Origin of the sequence: Campylobacter sp. 7477a, from assembly GCF_014892335.1 — a bacterium.
In the GTDB taxonomy this organism is placed as follows: domain Bacteria; phylum Campylobacterota; class Campylobacteria; order Campylobacterales; family Campylobacteraceae; genus Campylobacter_A; species Campylobacter_A californiensis.
Genome location: NZ_JADBJH010000012.1, coordinates 1 through 19,078, shown reverse-complemented (window position 1 = coordinate 19,078; position 19,078 = coordinate 1). Strand labels below are relative to the sequence as shown.

At 38.3% G+C, this 19,078-nt stretch carries 19 protein-coding genes; all 19 read right to left on the bottom strand.

The annotated features are described in order from the left end of the window. Positions 1–9 precede the first annotated feature (9 nt). Positions 10–861, bottom strand: a complete 852-nt coding sequence (gene fliH / locus CCAL5182_RS06875) for a flagellar assembly protein FliH (RefSeq protein ID WP_169999873.1) — start codon at positions 859–861, stop codon at positions 10–12. 3 nt (positions 862–864) lie between these two features. Next, positions 865–1,866: a flagellar motor switch protein FliG gene (gene fliG / locus CCAL5182_RS06870; protein WP_194239021.1), complete on the bottom strand. Its 1,002-nt coding sequence runs from the start codon at positions 1,864–1,866 to the stop codon at positions 865–867. A 29-nt stretch (positions 1,867–1,895) separates the two neighbouring features. After that, complete coding sequence (gene fliF / locus CCAL5182_RS06865) at positions 1,896–3,599, bottom strand: flagellar basal-body MS-ring/collar protein FliF (RefSeq protein ID WP_336610596.1); 1,704 nt, start codon at positions 3,597–3,599, stop codon at positions 1,896–1,898. A gap of 4 nt (positions 3,600–3,603) precedes the next feature. Beyond that, positions 3,604–4,704 (bottom strand): histidinol-phosphate transaminase, encoded by a 1,101-nt coding sequence (gene hisC / locus CCAL5182_RS06860; RefSeq protein ID WP_169936697.1) that lies wholly within the window; start codon positions 4,702–4,704, stop codon positions 3,604–3,606. Further along, positions 4,701–5,780 carry a prephenate dehydratase gene (pheA, locus tag CCAL5182_RS06855; protein ID WP_169936699.1) on the bottom strand — a complete coding sequence of 360 codons (1,080 nt, stop codon included), beginning with the start codon at positions 5,778–5,780 and terminating at the stop codon, positions 4,701–4,703. The genes hisC and pheA overlap by 4 nt, the downstream gene beginning before the upstream one ends. 7 nt (positions 5,781–5,787) lie before the next feature. Beyond that, positions 5,788–6,987: a diaminopimelate decarboxylase gene (gene lysA / locus CCAL5182_RS06850; RefSeq protein ID WP_169999876.1), complete on the bottom strand. Its 1,200-nt coding sequence runs from the start codon at positions 6,985–6,987 to the stop codon at positions 5,788–5,790. A 55-nt stretch (positions 6,988–7,042) separates the two neighbouring features. Continuing rightward, entirely contained in the window at positions 7,043–8,104 is a 1,062-nt protein-coding gene (locus CCAL5182_RS06845) for an LptF/LptG family permease (protein WP_336610595.1), read from the bottom strand. Beyond that, a complete protein-coding gene (gene pth / locus CCAL5182_RS06840; RefSeq protein WP_169936705.1) occupies positions 8,101–8,649 on the bottom strand; it encodes an aminoacyl-tRNA hydrolase in 549 nt (182 codons plus the stop codon). The genes CCAL5182_RS06845 and pth overlap by 4 nt, the downstream gene beginning before the upstream one ends. Before the next feature lie 9 nt (positions 8,650–8,658). Beyond that, positions 8,659–9,195, bottom strand: a complete 537-nt coding sequence (locus tag CCAL5182_RS06835) for a 50S ribosomal protein L25/general stress protein Ctc (RefSeq protein ID WP_336610594.1) — start codon at positions 9,193–9,195, stop codon at positions 8,659–8,661. 124 nt (positions 9,196–9,319) lie between these two features. Further along, positions 9,320–10,504, bottom strand: a complete 1,185-nt coding sequence (locus CCAL5182_RS06830; RefSeq protein WP_336610593.1) for a type IV pilus twitching motility protein PilT — start codon at positions 10,502–10,504, stop codon at positions 9,320–9,322. A 9-nt stretch (positions 10,505–10,513) separates the two neighbouring features. After that, on the bottom strand, positions 10,514–11,512 hold the full coding sequence (locus CCAL5182_RS06825) for a transaldolase (RefSeq protein WP_169971974.1): 999 nt from the start codon (positions 11,510–11,512) through the stop codon (positions 10,514–10,516). 2 nt (positions 11,513–11,514) lie between these two features. Continuing rightward, the gene (gene serB, locus CCAL5182_RS06820; protein ID WP_169936712.1) at positions 11,515–12,141 is read right to left on the bottom strand and encodes a phosphoserine phosphatase SerB; all 627 of its coding nucleotides are present in this window, start codon (positions 12,139–12,141) and stop codon (positions 11,515–11,517) included. Positions 12,142–12,155: 14 nt separating this feature from the next. Further along, positions 12,156–12,650, bottom strand: a complete 495-nt coding sequence (locus CCAL5182_RS06815) for a chemotaxis protein CheW (protein WP_169936714.1) — start codon at positions 12,648–12,650, stop codon at positions 12,156–12,158. Positions 12,651–12,660: 10 nt separating this feature from the next. After that, positions 12,661–14,985, bottom strand: a complete 2,325-nt coding sequence (locus CCAL5182_RS06810) for a hybrid sensor histidine kinase/response regulator (protein WP_169936716.1) — start codon at positions 14,983–14,985, stop codon at positions 12,661–12,663. 8 nt (positions 14,986–14,993) lie between these two features. Next, positions 14,994–15,947 carry a chemotaxis protein gene (locus CCAL5182_RS06805; RefSeq protein WP_169971975.1) on the bottom strand — a complete coding sequence of 318 codons (954 nt, stop codon included), beginning with the start codon at positions 15,945–15,947 and terminating at the stop codon, positions 14,994–14,996. Further along, complete coding sequence (locus CCAL5182_RS06800; protein WP_169972038.1) at positions 15,947–16,669, bottom strand: UDP-2,3-diacylglucosamine diphosphatase; 723 nt, start codon at positions 16,667–16,669, stop codon at positions 15,947–15,949. Before CCAL5182_RS06800 ends, CCAL5182_RS06805 begins: the two co-directional genes overlap by 1 nt. A 17-nt stretch (positions 16,670–16,686) precedes the next feature. Continuing rightward, the gene (gene argC / locus CCAL5182_RS06795) at positions 16,687–17,691 is read right to left on the bottom strand and encodes an N-acetyl-gamma-glutamyl-phosphate reductase (protein ID WP_336610592.1); all 1,005 of its coding nucleotides are present in this window, start codon (positions 17,689–17,691) and stop codon (positions 16,687–16,689) included. A 2-nt stretch (positions 17,692–17,693) separates the two neighbouring features. Continuing rightward, positions 17,694–18,182 (bottom strand): transcription elongation factor GreA, encoded by a 489-nt coding sequence (gene greA / locus CCAL5182_RS06790; RefSeq protein WP_169936722.1) that lies wholly within the window; start codon positions 18,180–18,182, stop codon positions 17,694–17,696. 68 nt (positions 18,183–18,250) lie between these two features. After that, on the bottom strand, positions 18,251–19,078 hold an 828-nt coding region (gene lpxB / locus CCAL5182_RS06785; RefSeq protein WP_336610591.1), incomplete at its 5' end, for a lipid-A-disaccharide synthase.

Sequence of the window (19,078 nt, the reverse complement as noted above, 5' to 3'; positions counted from 1 at the left end):
ATTTTGCACTTACTCACCAACCAACATTTTTAACTTTTCAATCCTAGTTTCGATAGTCGCGTCAATGTTTCCAACCTCACTAATAATCACAACCCCACCCTTGCTAATAGCATCATCGGGAATGATTTTGATATTTTCTTTTGCACTAAAGTGCGACTTTAGATACTGAGCGTCGTCCGGATGAACTCGAATTTGGATATTTTTTGCATCGCTTAAATCACGCACCAAAGAGCTTGAGATATTTGTAGCTATGAGTGCCGAATTTGATGAAATTTCTTTTGCGACTATCTCTTTTGCTATTAAAGTAGCAGCATCGGCAAGTTCAGTCTCGCTCTTTTTTAAAAATTCTTCAAATTTATCATATTCGTCATCAAGTTTTGCAATAGATGATGTAAATCTAGCTTCAAGCTCAGCGATCTTAGCTTCATATGATGTGCTTGCTTGAGCTAAACCTTCGTTTCTGCCATCCTCTTTTGCGCGTAAAATTTCACTCTCAAGCCTTTTAGCAAATTCACTTTCTTGGTTTTCTATTTGCATTTGAAGCTTGATGATGTTTCCACTAAGTTCGTCAGTTTTTTTAAGCAATTCTTCAACAAAATTTACATCAAAACCTGCTTGAGGCTGGTTTAAACTTTGCTGTGGTTGTTGGAACTGGCTTTGCGCAGGCTGGATAGGATCAGACTCTTGCGTCTGTGCAACCTGGCTTTGCGGAGTAGCATACTCCACAGCAGGCTCGTCAGAAACCATTAACATCTCTTCGCTGTATTCGTTACCTCTGCTGTCATTACCCAGTACCTTAAAGCGGTAGTTCTCAACAAAATGCGTTGATGCATTTTCGTTTGTTATGACGCTACTTTTCATTTTCTACTCTATCATCTCGTCTGCTTCACCGACTTGGAATACTCCCTGCTCGGCTAGAGCTTGAACTGCTTCTACTATGCGACGCTGCGCCTCTTCGACATCCTTAACACGAACGGCTCCAAGATAGCTCATCTCCTCTTTAAACGCTTCAGATGCACGCTGCGACATATTGCCAAGGAATTTATCTCTAAGAGCCTCACTTGAGCCCTTAAAGGCAACCATAAGGTCTTTTTTATCAACATTTTTAAGAATTTCTCTAATGGCGGTATCATTAAGCGTGATAATATCTTCGAAAGTAAACATAAGCTCTTTGATTGTAGTTGCAAGCTTTTGATCGTTTTGTTCGATCCTCTCGATAGTTGTTTTGCTAGCTTTTTGGCCAAGGCGGTTAAGCACCTCTGCAACGGCTCTTGGACCGCCGACTTCGACTTTGTATGAGGTAAGACTTTCAAGTTTACCTTCAAGGACGGTAGAAACACGTTTGATAACAGACGGGCTGATATCGCCTAAATTTGCCATCCTAATCACAACTTCCCCTCTAAGCTCATCGCTAAAAAACGAAAGCGTTTCCGCCGCACTCGTAGAGTCCATGTGAGCCAGGATTAGCGCGATAGTTTGCGGGTGTTCTTTGATGATAAAGTCGGCTAGTTGCTGAGGCTTGATCTTACTAAGATAGCCAAAGCTTTTTGTATTTTCCATACTTTTTGCTAGTTTATCAAGGATCTTTTGCGCCACTTCGGCTCCAAAAGTTCGATATAAAATTTCTTTTGCGTATTCTAAACCACCGCTTCTCATGTATTGATTTGACTGCATGAGAGCATAAAATTCTTCCAAGATAGCAGCAGCTACTTGCTTGTCTATGTTTCTTGCGGTTGCGATATATCCCGATATATCAGTGATAACATCAACATCCATATGAGAAAATATAAGGCTCGTCGCCTCCTCACCAAGCTGAATAAGAAAAATAGCAATCTTTTCAGGCATGGAAAGGTCATCATATATCATCTTTTGTTGTTCGGTTAATTTTACTGACACTAAATCTCCTTGCGGACGTTAAAGTCACTATCGTTTCTAACTAGCTCTTGAAGTAACGACGCTATCTCTTCGTTTCTATCAATCACCATATTTCTTATCTTTTCAAGAAGCACATCATATCTAAGCTCATCCTCATTAAAGTCACCGCTAAGACCAAGTTGCTCCTCAACCTTTCGTCTTGCCGCCTTAAATTTCTCAAGTGTATCTTCCGCATCTGTCTCGATCTCTTCAAGCTGATCTTGTAACATTTGTGGATCGTCTTCTTTTGTCTCTTCAAGCATTTTCTGCATAAAGACAACGATGACCTTTTTATAAAACACATAAAGTAGTAGCACGACAAAAAGATATTTAAATATCGGCATAAACGGCATGATATAATTTTGCATAAAGCCGTTTACTCGTTGGTCTGTGCTTAAATCATCTTTAAATTTAAATTCAAAATTATCAAGCGTGACCTCATCACCTCTTTGCTGGTTATATCCAATAGCTTGTTTGATCAAATTTGTTATAGACTCTTTTTGTGCGGGTGTAAGCTCTACAAATTCTATCTCACCGGTATCTTTACCGTTTTCATCTTTTTTGCTTTGATACTTACCGTCAACAACGACTGCAGCACTAACTCTAACAATACTTGCAAACTGACCTTTTATGTTTGTAACTTTTTTTGAAACTTCGTAGTTTGTTTGTTGTGAGCTTTTATTGTATTGCTCTCTTATGTTGTCATCTTCAAGACCTTGAACCGGGCCTATATTACTAACGGCACCCGGTACTCCCTGGATCTCATTTGGAGAGGTTCCTTGACGTTTTTCTTCGATATTGCTTTCGCTTCTAACCACGTTGTTTGGGTCATAAACTTCACTCAAGCTATCTTTTTTATCAAAGTCAAATTCTATATTTACCTTTGCAACAACACGCTCACTACCTCCTACTATCGGAGAAAGAACATTCATGATCTTTTGCTCGTAGTTATTTTCAAATTCTCGCTTATATCTTATCTGCTGAGCGATCATCTCACTATCAAATTCGCCATCCTCTTCGCCAAGAGCTATGCCGTCTTGATTTACGATCTTGACATTTTCTATATTTAAATTTGTAACTGCGGCTGCGACTAAATTTTTAATACCAAAAATTTGCTTTGAATTTAGACTTATACCCTGCTTTAGCTCAACAACGATCGAAGCCGTCGGAGGTGCTTGGCGTTCGGTAAATACCGTCTCTTTGGGTATCGCGATACGCACGGTTGCTTTTTGTATAGTTGAAAGGCTTTCTATCGTTCTAGCAAGCTCTCCCTCTAGTGCACGTTGAAATTTCACGCGCTGTTCGGCATCGGTCGAGCCAAATTCTTGTTTGTCAAATATCTCAAAACCTATCTTGCTATCTTTTGGAATTCCAAGTGTCGCAACCGCGATACGTTCTCTATAAACATCCGCAGTAGGAACAAGGATAGTGCCTTCGTTTGCAAGCTTGTATTTTACTCCGTCTTTATTTAGTTGATCAACTATCAAGGCGGAGTCATTTGGGCTTATGTTTTCAAAAAGCACACTATAGCCTGCGTACGTATCGCCTCGCATATCTTTGTATATACTTAAAAAAACTAAAAATCCCACAACAACGACAACCGAGCTTGCCGCTACTATCCTCTGCTTTAGTGTTAGCTTTTGGTAAATTTGACTTATTTGCTGAAGTAATGCCCGAAAATCCATATCTTCACTTTAACATTTCTTTTAACTCTTTAAGCACCCTATCGTTTTGCCACGGCTGGCCTATGGTTATACGCAAAGCGTTCATGCCGTAACTTTTAAGATCCCTTAAAATTATACCTTTTTTTAACATTTTTTGCACTATTTCGCTTGCGTTTTGCTCTTTAAATTTAAATGTAATAAAATTAGTATAGCTAGGGATAAATTCTATATCAAATTCGCGAGCAAATTCCTCATATCTAGTCATCTCTTTGAAGTTATTTTCAAGAGATTTTGTAACAAATTCTTCATCTTTTAGGGCCTCTATCGCGGCTTTTAAACTAAGAGTTGTTATGTTAAAAGGAGAGCGGATTTTACCTAGTTCTGCTATTATATTTTCATCAGCTATACCGTATCCTACGCGCATACCGCCAAGTCCATAAGCCTTTGAAAATGTCCCAAGATAGATCGCATTTTTAAATTCATTTACGATCTTAGCAGGATCTATCCATTTTTTCTTATCTTTAAATTCCGCAAATTCATTATACGCACAATCAAAAACAACAAGTGTTTCTTTACTGATTTCATTTAAAAATTTATATACCTCGTCTGCATCCAAGCAGCCTCCAAGCGGATTATTAGGAAGGCATAAAAATATGATCGCGATCTCATCTTTGTTAGCTTTATAAATTTCTAAAAATTCAGTCAAATCATGCTCTTGTGCTTTCGTGCGATAAACTTTAGCCCCTACGTGCTTTGTGTAAATTTCATACATAGCAAAGGTTACGCCAGCCATCAAAACGGCATTTTTTTCATTTGCTTTTGCGTGTATGCAAAATTCTATCACCTGATCACTTCCGGAGCCTATGATTATATTTTTTGCACCGATATTAAATTTACTAGCTAGAGAATTTTTAAGCTCAAAGTAGCTATCGTCAGGGTATAAAAACGCATTTTTAGCCACATCTTTTATCGCGTTTACAACACGCTCGCTAGTGCCAAATGGGTTTTCATTGCTTGCAAGCTTTACAACATCTTTTGGTTCTATTCCAAACTCTCTAACAACAAGTTCTATAGGCTTTCCTGCTTCGTAATTTACAAGTTGGGCTAAATTTTCATTAAATTTCATTGTTCGTCTCCGTTTAAATAGCTTCCAAGCCAAGTGATCTCGGCACCGCATTCTTTTGCTAACGAAAAGACATTTTGGACTTTCTCGTCATCAACATGACCTTCAAAATCAAGATAGAAAACCGACTTAAATTCGCGTTGTTTTATCGGACGGCTTTCTAATTTTGTTATATTTATATTTTCATTTTTAAAAATTTGAAGTAAGTCCACAAGACTTCCGGGCTTATGATCAGTCTTTGCAAGTATCGAAGTCTTAGAGCCTTGTGCTTTTGCATTTTTAAAGTCACTTAGTATAAAAAATCTCGTTCTATTTGCCATATTATCCTCTATGGTGTCATAAAGAATAGGCACATTGTGAAGCTTTGCCGCTATCTTCGAGCAAATGGCTGCCGAGTTTGAATTTTTAGAAGCAAGATAAGCAGCTTCAGCGGTTGATCTTGACGGTATAAATTCCACATCCAAAAGCATATGATCTTCTAAAAATTTACGACACTGGTTATAGCCTTGGGGATGTGAATATATCTTTTTTATATCTTTTATGTTTTCGCACTCGCTTACAAAACTGTGGTGTATGTCAAGATAAAGTTCTGCAACTATCTTAATATCAGGGAATTTTCTAAAACAGTCAAGAGTAGCGCCCACTGCGCCTTCGGTGTTATTTTCGATAGGAACAACGCCGTATTTTACCTCTTTTTGAGCAAGTATATTAAACACGGCTTCTATGGTTGCAAGTGGCAGATAAGAGCTCATCGCACCAAATCTACTCTCCGCGGCTTGATGAGTATATGTGCCTTCAGGTCCGAGATAGGCTATCTTTTGAGGCATCTCTAAATTTCTGCTAACTGCAAAAATTTCAAGATATATAGCCTCTATCGCCGCACGGTTTAAAAGCCCGCCTTTACGATTTATTAAGCGGTTTATTATCGCTTTTTCGCGCTCGGGTCTATAGATAGGAGCGCCGCTTGTTTGCTTTAAAACTCCTATCTTTTTAACAAATTCCATTCTCTCATTTAATTTTGACAAGACAAGATCATCTATCTCGTCGATATTTTTACGAAGTTCGTTTAACTCTTGCATGTTTTTCCTACATCAAATCTTTTTCAAGCGCGACTATATCCTCAAAACTCTCTCTACGTCTAATAAGCCTATCTTCACCGTCTTGCACCGCTACTTCAGCTGCGCGAGCTCGTGAGTTATAGTTAGAACTCATTGTAAAACCGTAAGCCCCGGCACTTTTTACCACAAGCAAATCCCCGCTCTCGCATGCAGGTAGATTTAAATTTTTAGCCAAAAAGTCGCCGCTTTCACATATCGGTCCGACTACATCGCAAAGTCCGGCACTTGTGTTTTTGCCGACAACATTTACATCATGATATGCACCGTATAAGCTGGGACGGATAAGGTCATTCATCGCACCATCTACTACGATAAAACGCTTTTGCTTATTAAATTTCTCATACAATACGCTAGTTACGAAGTATCCTGCATTTCCCACGATAAAACGTCCGGGCTCGCAAACTATCGTTAGGTCTTGCGCGCTTAATTGTCCTAAAATTCCTTGAGCGTAGTCATACAAGCTAACATTGTTTTCATTTTGATAAACGATACCTACACCGCCTCCGACGTCAAAAAATTTAATATCTATATCAAGCGCCTTTAACTCACGCACAAGTTCGCTTACTATACCTGCCGCTTCGATGATAGGCTCGATATTTGTAAGCTGTGAACCGATATGAAAATGCACTCCGATAGGCTCTATATGAGGTGAGTTTTTAGCATAGATATACATTTTCTTGCCGGTTGTGATATCAACACCGAATTTATTTTCATTAAGTCCGGTTGAGATGTATGGGTGTGTTTTTGCGTCTACGTCAGGGTTGATACGTATGCTTATGCGAGCTTTTAAATTTAGCTCCTTCGCGATACTTTCAAGACGATACATCTCGGCTTCGCTCTCTAAATTTATCATTAAAATTTCGTTTTCAAGCGCCTCTTTTAGCTCGTCGTCGCTTTTACCTACGCCGCTAAATATGATTTGATACTTTTTGGCTCCCGCCATGATCGCGCGTCTTACCTCACCGATGCTTACGCAGTCAAATCCTGCTCCAAGCTCTGCTAAGAGTTTTAAAACACTTAAATTTGAATTTGCTTTTACTGCGTAGCATATCAGGGATTTTCTAGCGTGAAACGCATCTTTTAGCTCGTTGTATCTACTTTTTATATGATCAAAATCATAAACATAAAGAGGGGTTTTGTATTTTTGTGCGAGAGCTTTAAAATTCATAAAATAACCTTTGTTAAAATGGGTTGATTTTACAAAAAAAATGCCAAAATTTGGCTTAACGATGCGTTTTTAGAAGATAAAGAGCATAAAGCATGAGACCAAAAACTGGCAAAACTATGCCAAGCTCAGGCAAGATGACCGAATTTTGAGAAAATTTACCAAGCACAAACAGCAATCCCCAAACCACAAGCGTGCTCACAACAAAGACAAATGTAGCAAACGCAAGGTTAAAAAACCTACCCGTAACAGGCAGATGATAGTAAAGTATAAGCACTAAAAACGGTGCGAAAAACGGTGCTATCGCAAGCGTATAAAAAACCGACTTAGCTCCGTCAAGCTCAACACCTTCGTCTTTAAACGTAAAGATAAAATCAAGCACATCAGGTATACTAAAACTCGTTCTCTCACTCGTGTTTGCGCTTTGGATGCTTTTTGGGGTAAATCCCTTGAGCCCTTGACTGCGGGAGATATTTTGCACTTCAAGACCTTTTGCGCCAAGCTCTAAATTTGACGGCAAATATGTAACATTCATGTCTTTTAGTAACCATATATTATCTTGAAAGTCGGCACTTTTAGCAAATGCGGTTGAGACTAAATTTGTGCCGTTTATATCAAAAATTCGCAAGTCGTTAGCAGTTTTTTCAAGTAAATTTAGCTCTTTTATATATATAAATTTGCCCTCGAATTTTAAAAAAGTATCGGTTGTGCTTTTACCAAAAGTAGCATTTGCGATATTTTTTTGAAATTCGTATGCGTATGCAAACGGGGTGCAATTTAACCCAACGTATATAATCGTTACACATAAAGATATAAAAAACGGCGGTAAAATAAGTGCGTTTTTACTCACACCAAGAGCATAAAAACTGATAAGTTCGTTAGAGCGAACCATATTTATATGCGCTACGATAATAGCAAAAACAAGCGAGATCGGCATAACGTAAGATGTTGCCGTAAGCATTGTAAGACCAACATAAAGCAACTGCAAGTTTGCAGAACTCGGTAGATCTTTTAAATTTGTAAGTAGATCAATACCGACATAAAAAAGCTCAAGTGCAAGAAAGATTATCAAAAACGACTTTAGATAAACCCAGCCGACATATCTGGCATAAAGATTCATATCTCTACGCCTTTTTTGATGCTAAATTTCTGAGAAATAGCATTTATATCGCTTTTTAAAAGCTCAACTACGGCCTCTTTGCAGTGAATTAAAATTTTATCTAAATACTCTTTTTCGGCTTGGCTAAATTCGCCTAAAACAAAATTTGCCGCATTTCCCTTGCGTCCGATACCGATACGAACACGCTCATAGTCGTTGCCGATAAGATTATCGATAGACTTTATACCGTTGTGTCCGCCGCTACTTCCGCCTTTTTTAAATCTTACTGCGCCGAAATTTAGATCCAAATCGTCATGTATCACTATAATTCTATCAGGTTTATAAAAGTCATTTACGGCCTTTACGCTATTGCCTGATAAATTCATATAAGTTTGAGGTTTTAAAAGTAAGGTATTTTTAAATTTATAAAGTTCGCCTTGAAATTTAGCCGAACTAACATCGATAAATTCAGGACTCTTAAGTAGATCTATCAGCATAAAGCCGACATTGTGTCTTGTGTTTTCATACTGTTTTGTGGGGTTTCCAAGCCCCACGATAAGCGTCATCAACCAGCCTTATCTAGCTTTGATAACCCCAAGAACAGCAACACGATCCGTATCAACGATAGTGACACCTGCAGGAACTGCTATGTCACGAACCAAGATCGTATCATCAACATCAAGCTTACTAACATCTACATCAAATGAATTTGGTAGATTTTCAGCTGTACATTTTACTGCTAAACGACGTTTTGACTGGATCAAAACACCCTTGTTTTTAAGACCTATCGGAGTGCCTACAGGTTTAACAGGGACCATATATCTTGATACAACACCAGGAAGTGCCACTTTAAGGTCAACGTGTTTTAAGTCGTTTGTTACAACGTCTCTTTGGTAGTCAACAATAACAACGTTATATACCTTGTCGCCAACTTTTACATCAAACGCAAGGGTCTCTTTTTTACGTGCCTCTTTTATAAAGTCATTGACTTTAAATGCAGCAGCAATATTCTCTAATCCCTTACCGTAAATGTTCGCGATTAGATAACCATCTCTTCTTAAAGCCTTTGCAGACTTCTTACCGATACTCTCTCTAACGATACCTTCTAACATCGTTATCCTTTCATAAAAAATAAACGCCGAGTATATCTTAAATTTGTTAAATTTAAGATAAATTTAACCAACCGGTAAAGTCTAATTATAGCTTTATCGCCGGTATCGTGACGTTGTGTTTTGATTACAATTTTTTTAGTGCGATTATATCATTGCCGATATCGTTTATGTTTTGCTCTTCGTTTGATGTCTTAAATCTTGATAAATTTACATTTTTTATCTTTATCTCAAGATCGTTTCGTCTGCTTGACTTTTCTAACGCCTCATTGGCACTTATAATGTCGTCTGAGTAAAGCTCAAGCAAATGCTGGTCAAAAGTCTGCATACCATAGGTGTTTTTACTCTCGGAAATAGCCGTGTAAATATCATCAATCTTGTCATTTAATATCGTCTCTTTGATACGAGCGTTATTTATCAAAATTTCAACCGCAGCACGTCTTTTGCCATCTTTGGTTTGCGCAAGGCGCTGTGATATTATAGCGCTTAGAACCGATGTAAAAGTAAGTTTAACGCGGTTTTGCTCCTCTTTTTTAAACATATTTACGATTCTATTTATACTCTCTTTTGCGTCAAGAGTATGAAGGGTAGAAAGCACCAAGTGACCTGTTTCGGCAGCTCTAATCGCTGTTTCTATCGTTTCTAAATCCCTCATTTCACCTACAAGTATGACATCCGGGTCTTCGCGCAAAGAGGCCCTAAGCGCATCGGCAAAATTTAAAGCATCCTGTCCGATAGAGCGTTGGTTTATAATACTTAGTTCGTCCGAATAGACATACTCTATTGGGTCTTCAATGGTTATTATATGTTTTCTTTTGGTTTTATTGATGTGATTTATCATGCTGGCTAAAGTGGTTGTCTTGCCGCTACCAGTAGGTCCGGTTACCAGTATGATACCGCGATTTGTATTGTTACAAATTTTTTCAATCGAAGCAGGAAGTTTTAAGTCGTTAAAATTTGGAATTTTATTTGGTATTGTTCTAAAAACCGCCGACACACCTTCCATTTGGAAAAACATATTCACACGAAAACGATAGTCGGAATTCAGCTTATGGGTAAAATCAACACTTAAGTTATTAACAAGATTTTTAAAATTTGAGCGCAAAAGCTCTTTTGCTAGAGTGATACCATCCTCTCTTGAGAGAATTTTATCACTCATTTTTACTATCTCGCCGTTAAATCGGCCTCTGATATATCCGCCTGACTTAATGTGTAGGTCACTTCCTCCGCCATCTACTAGACGTTTTAGGTATTCATTTAACTCATCTCTTAGCTTAAAGTTGAGCTTGCTGACATCAACGTCAAATTCCATATTTCTCTCTTATTTTAGAGTCTTCATAATATCTTCAAATGCAACCACAAAGGCTTTTAGTCCATCATTTAAAAGCTCTTTATAAGCAAAGTTCATATCGATATCGGCATTATTTACAACTTCAAAAAAGCTCTCTATGCTCTCTTTGCTAGGGGCTTTTTTAGGTGTCGCTTTCTCTTTTATAAATTCTTTTATCGTATCAAGCGGAGCTGTATTTATCGAGTTTTCATACATTAGCTCACGAACATAATAATCAGCCCTTAGCTCACCGCCCTTAACGCCTGTGCTAGCAAAAAGCGCGCGAACATTTGGTAAATTTCTATCTTGTATGATGTGATAAATTTTTGCGGCGTTCATTATGCCAATTTGCCCTTTAGGTAGGCTTTTTTGCGCCATTTTCTCATCAAGAAGTCTATCAAAACGGCTAACAAAAATACTTATAACGCCTTTTGGTAGCGGAGTATTTGGGAAGCGTCGCTTATAAATTTCAGCTCCTGCCTCAAAAGCGTCAAGACAATTTTGTGCTTGCTCAGGTGAAAAGATAAGAGTTGCATTTACGCTTATACCTTTTGCCATAAGCGCGCTCATAGCTGTAAAACCCTCTTTTGTGGCAGGAACTTTTATCATCACATTTGGCATGCCGATACTTGCATGAAGTCTAACACCCTCTTCTATGGTTGCATTTGTATCATCTGATAAATTTGGATCAACTTCAATACTAACAAAACCGTCGTCATCATTTACGTAATTTTTAAGCATCTTACATGCAGCCATCTTAATATCTTGAGTAGCCAATGTCTCGTAAATGCTTTTTGGATGGCGTTTATCACTTTTTAATATCGACTCTTTATACGCCTGTGAACTTGAAAAAGCGCTTTTAAATATCGCCGGGTTACTTGTAGCTCCGTTTATAATCTCTTTATTTAAAAGCTCTAAAAATTCATTATCCAAAAACTCACGTTCAATAAAATCACACCAAAGTGAAAATTTTACATTATTGTCATACATTTTTAATCCAATATCCTTAAAATTTCGCGAAGATCTTTTGTGTCAACACAGTGTGTTGCACTCTTTTTTAAAATTTCTTTTGCGCAAAAAGCAACACTAATACCGGCATGCTTAAACATCGAAGCATCATTTGCGCCGTCTCCTACGCACATAGTTTCATCTTTACTAACACCTAAAATTTTTTGCATACGCTTAATCATCTCACCTTTTGAGAAACCAAACATCATTTCGCCGCCCACGAGCCCAGTTAAAACACCGTCTTTTTCATGCAAGATATTTGCAAAGCTCTCATCATAACCGATCTCTTCACGCATCAAATCAGTTGCTATATGAAAACCGCCGCTAAAAACGATAACCTTTATGCCACGCTCTTTTAGCCCTTTAACAAGCTCTTTTGCACCGTTCATTTGCTTTAAATTTGAACAAACTTCACTTACCAATGAAGTTGGCATGCCATTTAGCAAAGCCACTCTTTTACTCAAGCTTTCAAAAAAGTCAAGTTCGCCTTGCATAGCCTTTTTGGTTATCTCTTTTACTTTATCTCCTACACCGTAAGCATCGGCGAGAATATCTATTGTCTCGCCGTCCATTAATGTGGAGTCAAAATCAAAAACACAAAGCTTTATCAAATTTGACCTCTACTTTAAAAATCGCGCTTTAAAAGACTTTCGACCTTTAAGATCGTAAGGATGTTTTGATCTCTTTTACCGATACCATAAATCATGCCTTTATCTTTTATCAAAGTCTCAGGCGGCGGATCTATCCTGTTTCTATTTATACGAATAGCCTCTGTTAGCCTATCTATAACAAAGCCTGCGATATTTTCCTCATCCTTCATAACTATGTAGCGAGTACTAGCGCTTTGCTTACTTGCATTAAGCGAAAAACGCTTTCTTAGATCGATAAGAGGGATAACATTACCCCTTAAGTTAAACACGCCAAGAACATACTCAGGCACACTAGGAACTCTTGTAAATTCTATCGGTTTAATGATCTCTTGTATGTTTAAAATAGGTATCGCGTACTCCTCTTCACCCACTACAAAACCAACTAGCTGGATAATATCCTCACTACTTTTTGAAGGCTCGTCGATCTGCTGTTTTTGCCTTTGTAATACTTCGTTTAGTTTATTGCTCATATCATACTCCCTACGGCAACTTTATATTTTTTCTAACAACGCTTTCAAGATACTCAGAAGAGTATGGCTTAGTAATATACTCAGTCATTCCTACCTCAACACCTCTAAGCCTATCTGTTTTTGACGTCCTTGAAGTAACTGCTATAAGCGGTAAATTTCTATATTTTGAATACTTACGAATTTCACCGGCTAAAGTATAACCGTCCATTCTAGGCATTTCTATATCAATTAAAACCGCGTCAAAAACGTGTTCGCCTGATTTTATTAAAGTTAAAGCTTCAACACCATTAGTTGCCTCTATGACAGTTACTCCAGTTGGCTCTAGTGATTTTTGCATTATCGTTCTATCCATTTTTGAATCATCAACGATAAGGACTTTATAATCACTCGGTTGCTCCTTAACTTTTTTGGCTTCTGCGTCTATTTCGGCTCTTATGTTTACTTTTATATCTTTTGCCATTTCCATCATTGCAGCAACATCGATAATAAGAGTAACACGACCGTCACCTCTTATCGTAGCTCCCGCAATACCAGGGATATTTTGCAAATAATCCCCCATTGATTTAATAACAATCTCTTCTTGTCCGACAAGGGTATCTACTATGATACCGAGTTTTGTCTCGGCAACTCCGATTATAACAACATAAGTATGCTCTCCGCCATCAAACACCTTTCTAACGCCAAATACATCAGAAAGCCTAACCAAAGATAAAACCTCATCACGTAAACGAAGAACGTTTTTGCCGTCTATCGTATAGATGTCGTCTATCGGCACGCGAACGGTTTCAAGAACGCTAGCAAGCGGTATAGCATAATACTCCTCTTGCGTTCCAACAAGTAGCGACTGGATAATCGCAAGTGTTAGAGGAATTTTTAGTTTTATAACAGTGCCTTTTCCAACTTCGCTTTCGATGTCGATTATGCCGTTTAGTTTTTCGATATTTGTCTTAACAACGTCCATACCAACACCGCGTCCACTTACGTTTGTAACTTTTGCAGCAGTTGAAAATCCAGGCTTAAATATAAGACCAAATGCCTCTTTATCGCTCATTGTATCGGCTTCGCGCTCGGTTATTATGCCTTTTTCGATTGATTTTGCTTTTAACATATCCACATCAAGACCCTTACCGTCATCAACGATTTCGATAACGATATGGTTGCCTTCGTTATAGGCTTTAAGCTCTACTGTGCCTTTTTCAGGTTTGCCGGCAGCCTTTCTTATCTCAGGATCTTCTATACCGTGGTCGCATGAGTTTCTAATGATATGCACTAGCGGATCGCCTATCTCTTCAACGATAGACTTATCAAGCTCGGTCTCTTCACCTGAAATTTCAAGATCGATTTGCTTGCCAAGCTCGCGGCTAAGATCGCGTATCATTCTAGGGAATTTATTAAACACTTTTGCTATCGGAAGCATTCTTGTTTTCATAACGGCAAGCTGAATATCTGTCGTTACCAAGCTTAAGCTTGAAACTACTTGATTTAGCTCTTCAAGGAATTTTTCACCCTCGTATCTCTCTTCAACATCATCATAAATTTTAAGAAGTCTGTTTTTACCAAGAACAAGTTCGCCGATCAGGTTCATTAGGTGATCTAGTCTTTTAACCTCAACACGTATGGTTTGCTCTTGCGCAACTGTACCGCCGGCTTGTGCAGGGACTTTTTTGTCGGCATCTTCTTTTTTAGCAGCAGGTTTTGGCGCAGCAGCAGGTGCTGGAGTCGGAGCAGGAGTGCTTTGAGCAGCAGGAGCGTTTGTTTTTTTACTTGCTCGTCTGGCTTTGTCTTCGGCTTTTCTAACTTTTAAAAGACGCTCTATCTCAGCCTCCACTTCATCATCGCTTAGACTTGATAAATTTTCATCACTTATATCAAGTTCTTCTTCAGGCTGCGGGGCTACTTCAGGCTCAGGTGTTTGCTCAACAACAGGAGCTGCAACATGCGCTTCGCCTTCTGATATCACGGTTAATCTAGCACAAATATCTTTAATATCTATACCTACGTCTTTGTCGTTGCCGTAATCACGAATGCCGTGCAATAAACCTTTCATCATATCAACAGACTCAAGCACAACGTCCATAACATCAGGAGTAATTTTAAGCTCGCCTTTTCTAGCTTTATTTAACACGTCTTCCATGTGATGAGTAAGCTCGGTTAAAATATCAAAATTTAAAAAGCTTGAACTTCCTTTAACTGTGTGCGCAACGCGGAAAATTCTATTTAAAAGCTCAAGATCTTCAGGATTTGCCTCAAGCTCAACAAGGTCATGGTCTATCTGCTCAATAAGTTCGAAAGCTTCTATCAAGAAGTCTTCCATTATCTCTTTCATATCATCCATTTTTCACCTCATTTTGCAGATTTTGAGTGTGCTTCAATAACTTTTAGCACCTCTTGATAAAATATACTTGCATCAAATTTAGTAAGATACGCTGCACCGCCGGCTTCTTTGCTCTTGCCTTCGCTAAATTCATTACTTAAAGATGAATTAAACACTATCGGAATATCCTTAAATCTCTCATCATCTTTAATGTGTGCCGCAAAGTGATAGCCGTCCATTTGGGGCATCTCGATATCACTAAGTATCACGCGAACCTCTTTATTAATATCCTCACCGTATCTTTCGTAAAGCTCATTCATCTTCTCTAGGCCTTCAACGCCGTTTTTAGCCTCAACTATATTTAGACCCATTTTTTCAAGCGCGTCTTTAACAAGTTTTCTGGCCGTAGAGCTATCATCAAGAACAAGAGCTATACCCTTTATCTTTCTGTCTTCGTCGATGTCAACATCAAGTTTTGGAGAGTAAATTCCAAGCTCTTCAACTATACTTTCAAGATCAAGTATAAGTAAAACTTCGTCATTTTCTATCCTAGTTACGCCGGTTATCTTGCCTTTATCAAGCGCACCGGCACTGCTAGCAAAATTTGCTGGCTCTATGTCTTTCCAGTTGATACGGCGAATTCTCTTTGCCTCATGAACGATAAATCCAATAAGTATCCCGCTAAATTCTGCGATGATAACGCGAGGTTTTATAACGACCCCTGCGCTTGGCTCTACTATATTCATCCATCTAGCTAAATTTACGACAGGTATAACGACACCGCGCAAATCAAAAATTCCTTCAATATATTCAGGAACGCCCGGTAGTTCAGTGAGATTTGGCATTTTTATGATTTCACGCACTTTTGCGACATTAACGCCGTATATACCCTCATATACCTTGTCTTTTGCCTCTTTAAAGATACGAAAATCAACAAGTTCCATCTCGTTTGAACCCGTTTTTAATACGTTGTCTCCAAACATCAATGTCCTTTCAGACTCTTTCGAGCAAAATTTATTTTTTCGTCGCGGTATTCTACAATAAAATAACTTTGGTCGCACGCAAAAGCAGGAAGATTGACATAAATTTTATCGCCTATATCAAAAATTTCACCCTGATGATAGTGTCCCTCTATCACAATATCTGCGCTATAATGTCGCATTTTAGGGCTTATAAAGGCTTTGAAATTTGAAATTTTATAATCAAGCTTCTTAACGGTAAGTCTGTTTAAAATCCAATTTGAAATTTTAAATCCACACAAAATATCTATAAAATTCATAAACATTAAAAACCATTCAAGCCTCAAAAATAAAAGCGCGTATTTGCTAACAAATGGCAAAAAATTATCACCATGAGCTATCTGCACGCTTTGAGCTAACTCGGTTTTAAAATTTACCGGTTGGGCGCTGATAGGAAAAACTTTAACATTTTTAAAGAGTGAGGAGAGGACAAAGTCGTGGTTGCCTTCGATGTAAATAACCTCTGTTTTAAGCGCTATTTTGTTGATAAGCTCGATGTGCTTTTCATAAAATTTCACTGTGTTTTTTGCATGAGCAGCCAAGAAGTCAAACATATCACCCATCAAAAAAAGTTGCGGCGCGCTTATCTCACCTCTATCAAAGCTTTGTAAAAATCTTAAAAAATCATCTCGGTTAACGTTTTCATGGGCGTCAGAGATAAATATCGCACCGTTTTTTATTATCATTTCTTGCAAACGAGGTCCTAGCAAAATTGTGAAATTTTAGGCATGGCTAAATTTTCATCAAAGCCAAACATCAAATTTGCATTTGCTAAAGCTTGAGAACTTGCGCCCTTTAAAAGGTTGTCAATGGCTGAATTTATAAAAATTTTATCTTCCCAAACTACTGCAAAAATATCGCAAAAATGCGTTCCGGCAACATCTTTTACACTAACAGGGGATGTTTTAATACGGATAAATTCTTCATTTTTATAAAATTCGCGCAGAATTTCAAGCGGTTTTATCTCTTTGTTAAGCTTGGCATAAACGCTTACTAACATGCCACGAGTCAAAGGTACCAAGTGCGGCACAAACACTGTTGACACACTCTTTTGACAAAAATTTTCAAGGTGCATTTTTATCTCGTCGGCGTGGCGATGGATTAGCGGATTATAGGCGTTTAAATTTTCATTCACGCTTACAAAATGACTAGTCGCGCTTGGCTTTTTACCTGCGCCGCTTACTCCGCTTTTAGCATCTATCATCACGCCTAAATTTGTATCTATGTATGGCAAAAATGGAGTTATGGCAAGTAGCGAGGCTGTTGGATAACAGCCTGGGTTTGCCACAAGTTTTGCGTTTTTTACTTTATCGCGGTTTATAGGTAAAAGCCCATAAACTGCATGAGCTAAATTTTTATCATCCAAATGCGGACAGTAATTTTTCTCATAAAGCTCTTTATTTAGTCTATAATCAGCCGATAGATCAACAACCTTAACGCCAAGCTCTAAAAGCTCGCTCGCATATCTCATGGCCTCTTGATGCGGTAGGGCTAAAAAGACAAGTTTGCATTTTTGAGCGGCTTCTGTTACGTCAGCAACGCTTACTTCAAAGTCCAAAACGCCTCTTAGAGAGCTAAAAATTTCATCTATCTTGCCCTTTGAACTAGCTGCTAGATAGTTTATCTTTAATTCCGGGTGGTTTAGCAAAAGACGTATAAGCTCAAAACCGGTATATCCGCTAACGCCGATGACTCCGACATTTATCATTTCTAATCCTTAAAATTTATCGGTTTATAACATATAGAAACTATTTCTACGTCTATATTACCTTTTGGCAAACTTAGTCTAACCTCATCGCCCTCACTCTTGCCGATAAGCTGGCGCGCCAAAGGCGAGCTTATAGAGATAAGACCTCTCTCAAGGTCGCTCTCACTAACCCCGACTATCGTATAAGTATCCTCAAGCTCGGTATCAACATCAAGTATCGTAACATTTGAGCCAAATCTAACTTTATCATGCACATATGTGCTAGGGTCGATAACTTCGGCGTTTGCAAGAAGTGTGCTTAGCTCTGCGATACGAGCGTCTATGAAGCTTTGCTTCTCTTTTGCGGCGTGATATTCAGCATTTTCTTTTAAGTCGCCGTGACTTCTTGCGATATCTATTTCTATAACTATTTGCGGACGTTGAACATGCTTTAAATCTTTTAATTCCGCTTCTACTTTTTCATAACCGTAAATCGTCATCGGTTCGCTCATTACTTCTCCTTTTAATTATTTTAATAACAAATTATGATTTTTAAATTTAATTACAGATAATTTTGTAATCACTCTTGCCGACTTGGCATTAAAAATTTCGCTACATTTACACTTGAGCCGTGCTTTAGGTATGCTCTAAGTTCGTTACAGCCTGTTAAAAATTTATCTTTATCACAATTTTTGTAAGCATTTAGCAAATTTAAAGCACTTACTTGCTCTTGTATAAGCTCGTCATGAAGTGCGCCTTTGCCCATAAAGTCATACATAATGTTTGCAAGTCCTGCGTATTTTACTTTTACAAGTTTGCGCGCTAACCAAACATCTATCGCTTTTGCCTTATAGCAAAGCACAAAAGGAGTGCCTATAAGTGCGGCTTCAAGTGTTGCAGTCCCGGAACACACAAAGGCAAATTCACTTTCATAAAGTGCCTTTGGAGCTTCATTTACTATATTAAATTCGCTCACGTCACCGTAAAACTCAGCTACCTTATCTATTAAAAAAGGAGGGATAACAAGAAGTTTTTCTTTATCTTTTATATCTTTTGCAACCTCACGGTAAATAGGCATCAACCTAATTATCTCGGAGCGTCTTGAACCTGGCAGAAAGGCGATCTTACTGCTATTTATCAGCTTTTCTTTTTTAAATTTAAGCTCATCTAAAAGTGGGTGTCCCACATAAACTGCGCGAGAGTAAAATTTTTCGTCAAAGGGTAAGATCGAGGCTAGATTATCACAAAATTTCTCGACTTTTTCCACGCGTTTTGGTTTCCAAGCCCAAACTTGCGGCAGTATGTAGTATGTGATCGGTGCTTTAACCCCGGCCTCTCTCATGGCTTTTGCTAAAGGCAGGTTAAAGGCAGGGCTGTCTATAAGTAGCACCGCATCGGCGGTTTTGGC

What these genes read in the sequence shown, in the direction of transcription:
- fliH (WP_169999873.1), bottom strand. Translation starts at nt 861, where the DNA reads ATGAAAAGTAGCGTCATAACAAACGAAAATGCATCAACGCATTTTGTT.
- fliG (WP_194239021.1), bottom strand. Translation starts at nt 1,866, where the DNA reads ATGATATATGATGACCTTTCCATGCCTGAAAAGATTGCTATTTTTCTT.
- fliF (WP_336610596.1), bottom strand. Translation starts at nt 3,599, where the DNA reads ATGGATTTTCGGGCATTACTTCAGCAAATAAGTCAAATTTACCAAAAG.
- hisC (WP_169936697.1), bottom strand. Translation starts at nt 4,704, where the DNA reads ATGAAATTTAATGAAAATTTAGCCCAACTTGTAAATTACGAAGCAGGA.
- pheA (WP_169936699.1), bottom strand. Translation starts at nt 5,780, where the DNA reads ATGCAAGAGTTAAACGAACTTCGTAAAAATATCGACGAGATAGATGAT.
- lysA (WP_169999876.1), bottom strand. Translation starts at nt 6,987, where the DNA reads ATGAATTTTAAAGCTCTCGCACAAAAATACAAAACCCCTCTTTATGTT.
- CCAL5182_RS06845 (WP_336610595.1), bottom strand. Translation starts at nt 8,104, where the DNA reads ATGAATCTTTATGCCAGATATGTCGGCTGGGTTTATCTAAAGTCGTTT.
- pth (WP_169936705.1), bottom strand. Translation starts at nt 8,649, where the DNA reads ATGACGCTTATCGTGGGGCTTGGAAACCCCACAAAACAGTATGAAAAC.
- CCAL5182_RS06835 (WP_336610594.1), bottom strand. Translation starts at nt 9,195, where the DNA reads ATGTTAGAAGGTATCGTTAGAGAGAGTATCGGTAAGAAGTCTGCAAAG.
- CCAL5182_RS06830 (WP_336610593.1), bottom strand. Translation starts at nt 10,504, where the DNA reads ATGGAATTTGACGTTGATGTCAGCAAGCTCAACTTTAAGCTAAGAGAT.
- CCAL5182_RS06825 (WP_169971974.1), bottom strand. Translation starts at nt 11,512, where the DNA reads ATGTATGACAATAATGTAAAATTTTCACTTTGGTGTGATTTTATTGAA.
- CCAL5182_RS06815 (WP_169936714.1), bottom strand. Translation starts at nt 12,650, where the DNA reads ATGAGCAATAAACTAAACGAAGTATTACAAAGGCAAAAACAGCAGATC.
- CCAL5182_RS06810 (WP_169936716.1), bottom strand. Translation starts at nt 14,985, where the DNA reads ATGGATGATATGAAAGAGATAATGGAAGACTTCTTGATAGAAGCTTTC.
- CCAL5182_RS06805 (WP_169971975.1), bottom strand. Translation starts at nt 15,947, where the DNA reads ATGTTTGGAGACAACGTATTAAAAACGGGTTCAAACGAGATGGAACTT.
- CCAL5182_RS06800 (WP_169972038.1), bottom strand. Translation starts at nt 16,669, where the DNA reads ATGATAATAAAAAACGGTGCGATATTTATCTCTGACGCCCATGAAAAC.
- argC (WP_336610592.1), bottom strand. Translation starts at nt 17,691, where the DNA reads ATGATAAATGTCGGAGTCATCGGCGTTAGCGGATATACCGGTTTTGAG.
- greA (WP_169936722.1), bottom strand. Translation starts at nt 18,182, where the DNA reads ATGAGCGAACCGATGACGATTTACGGTTATGAAAAAGTAGAAGCGGAA.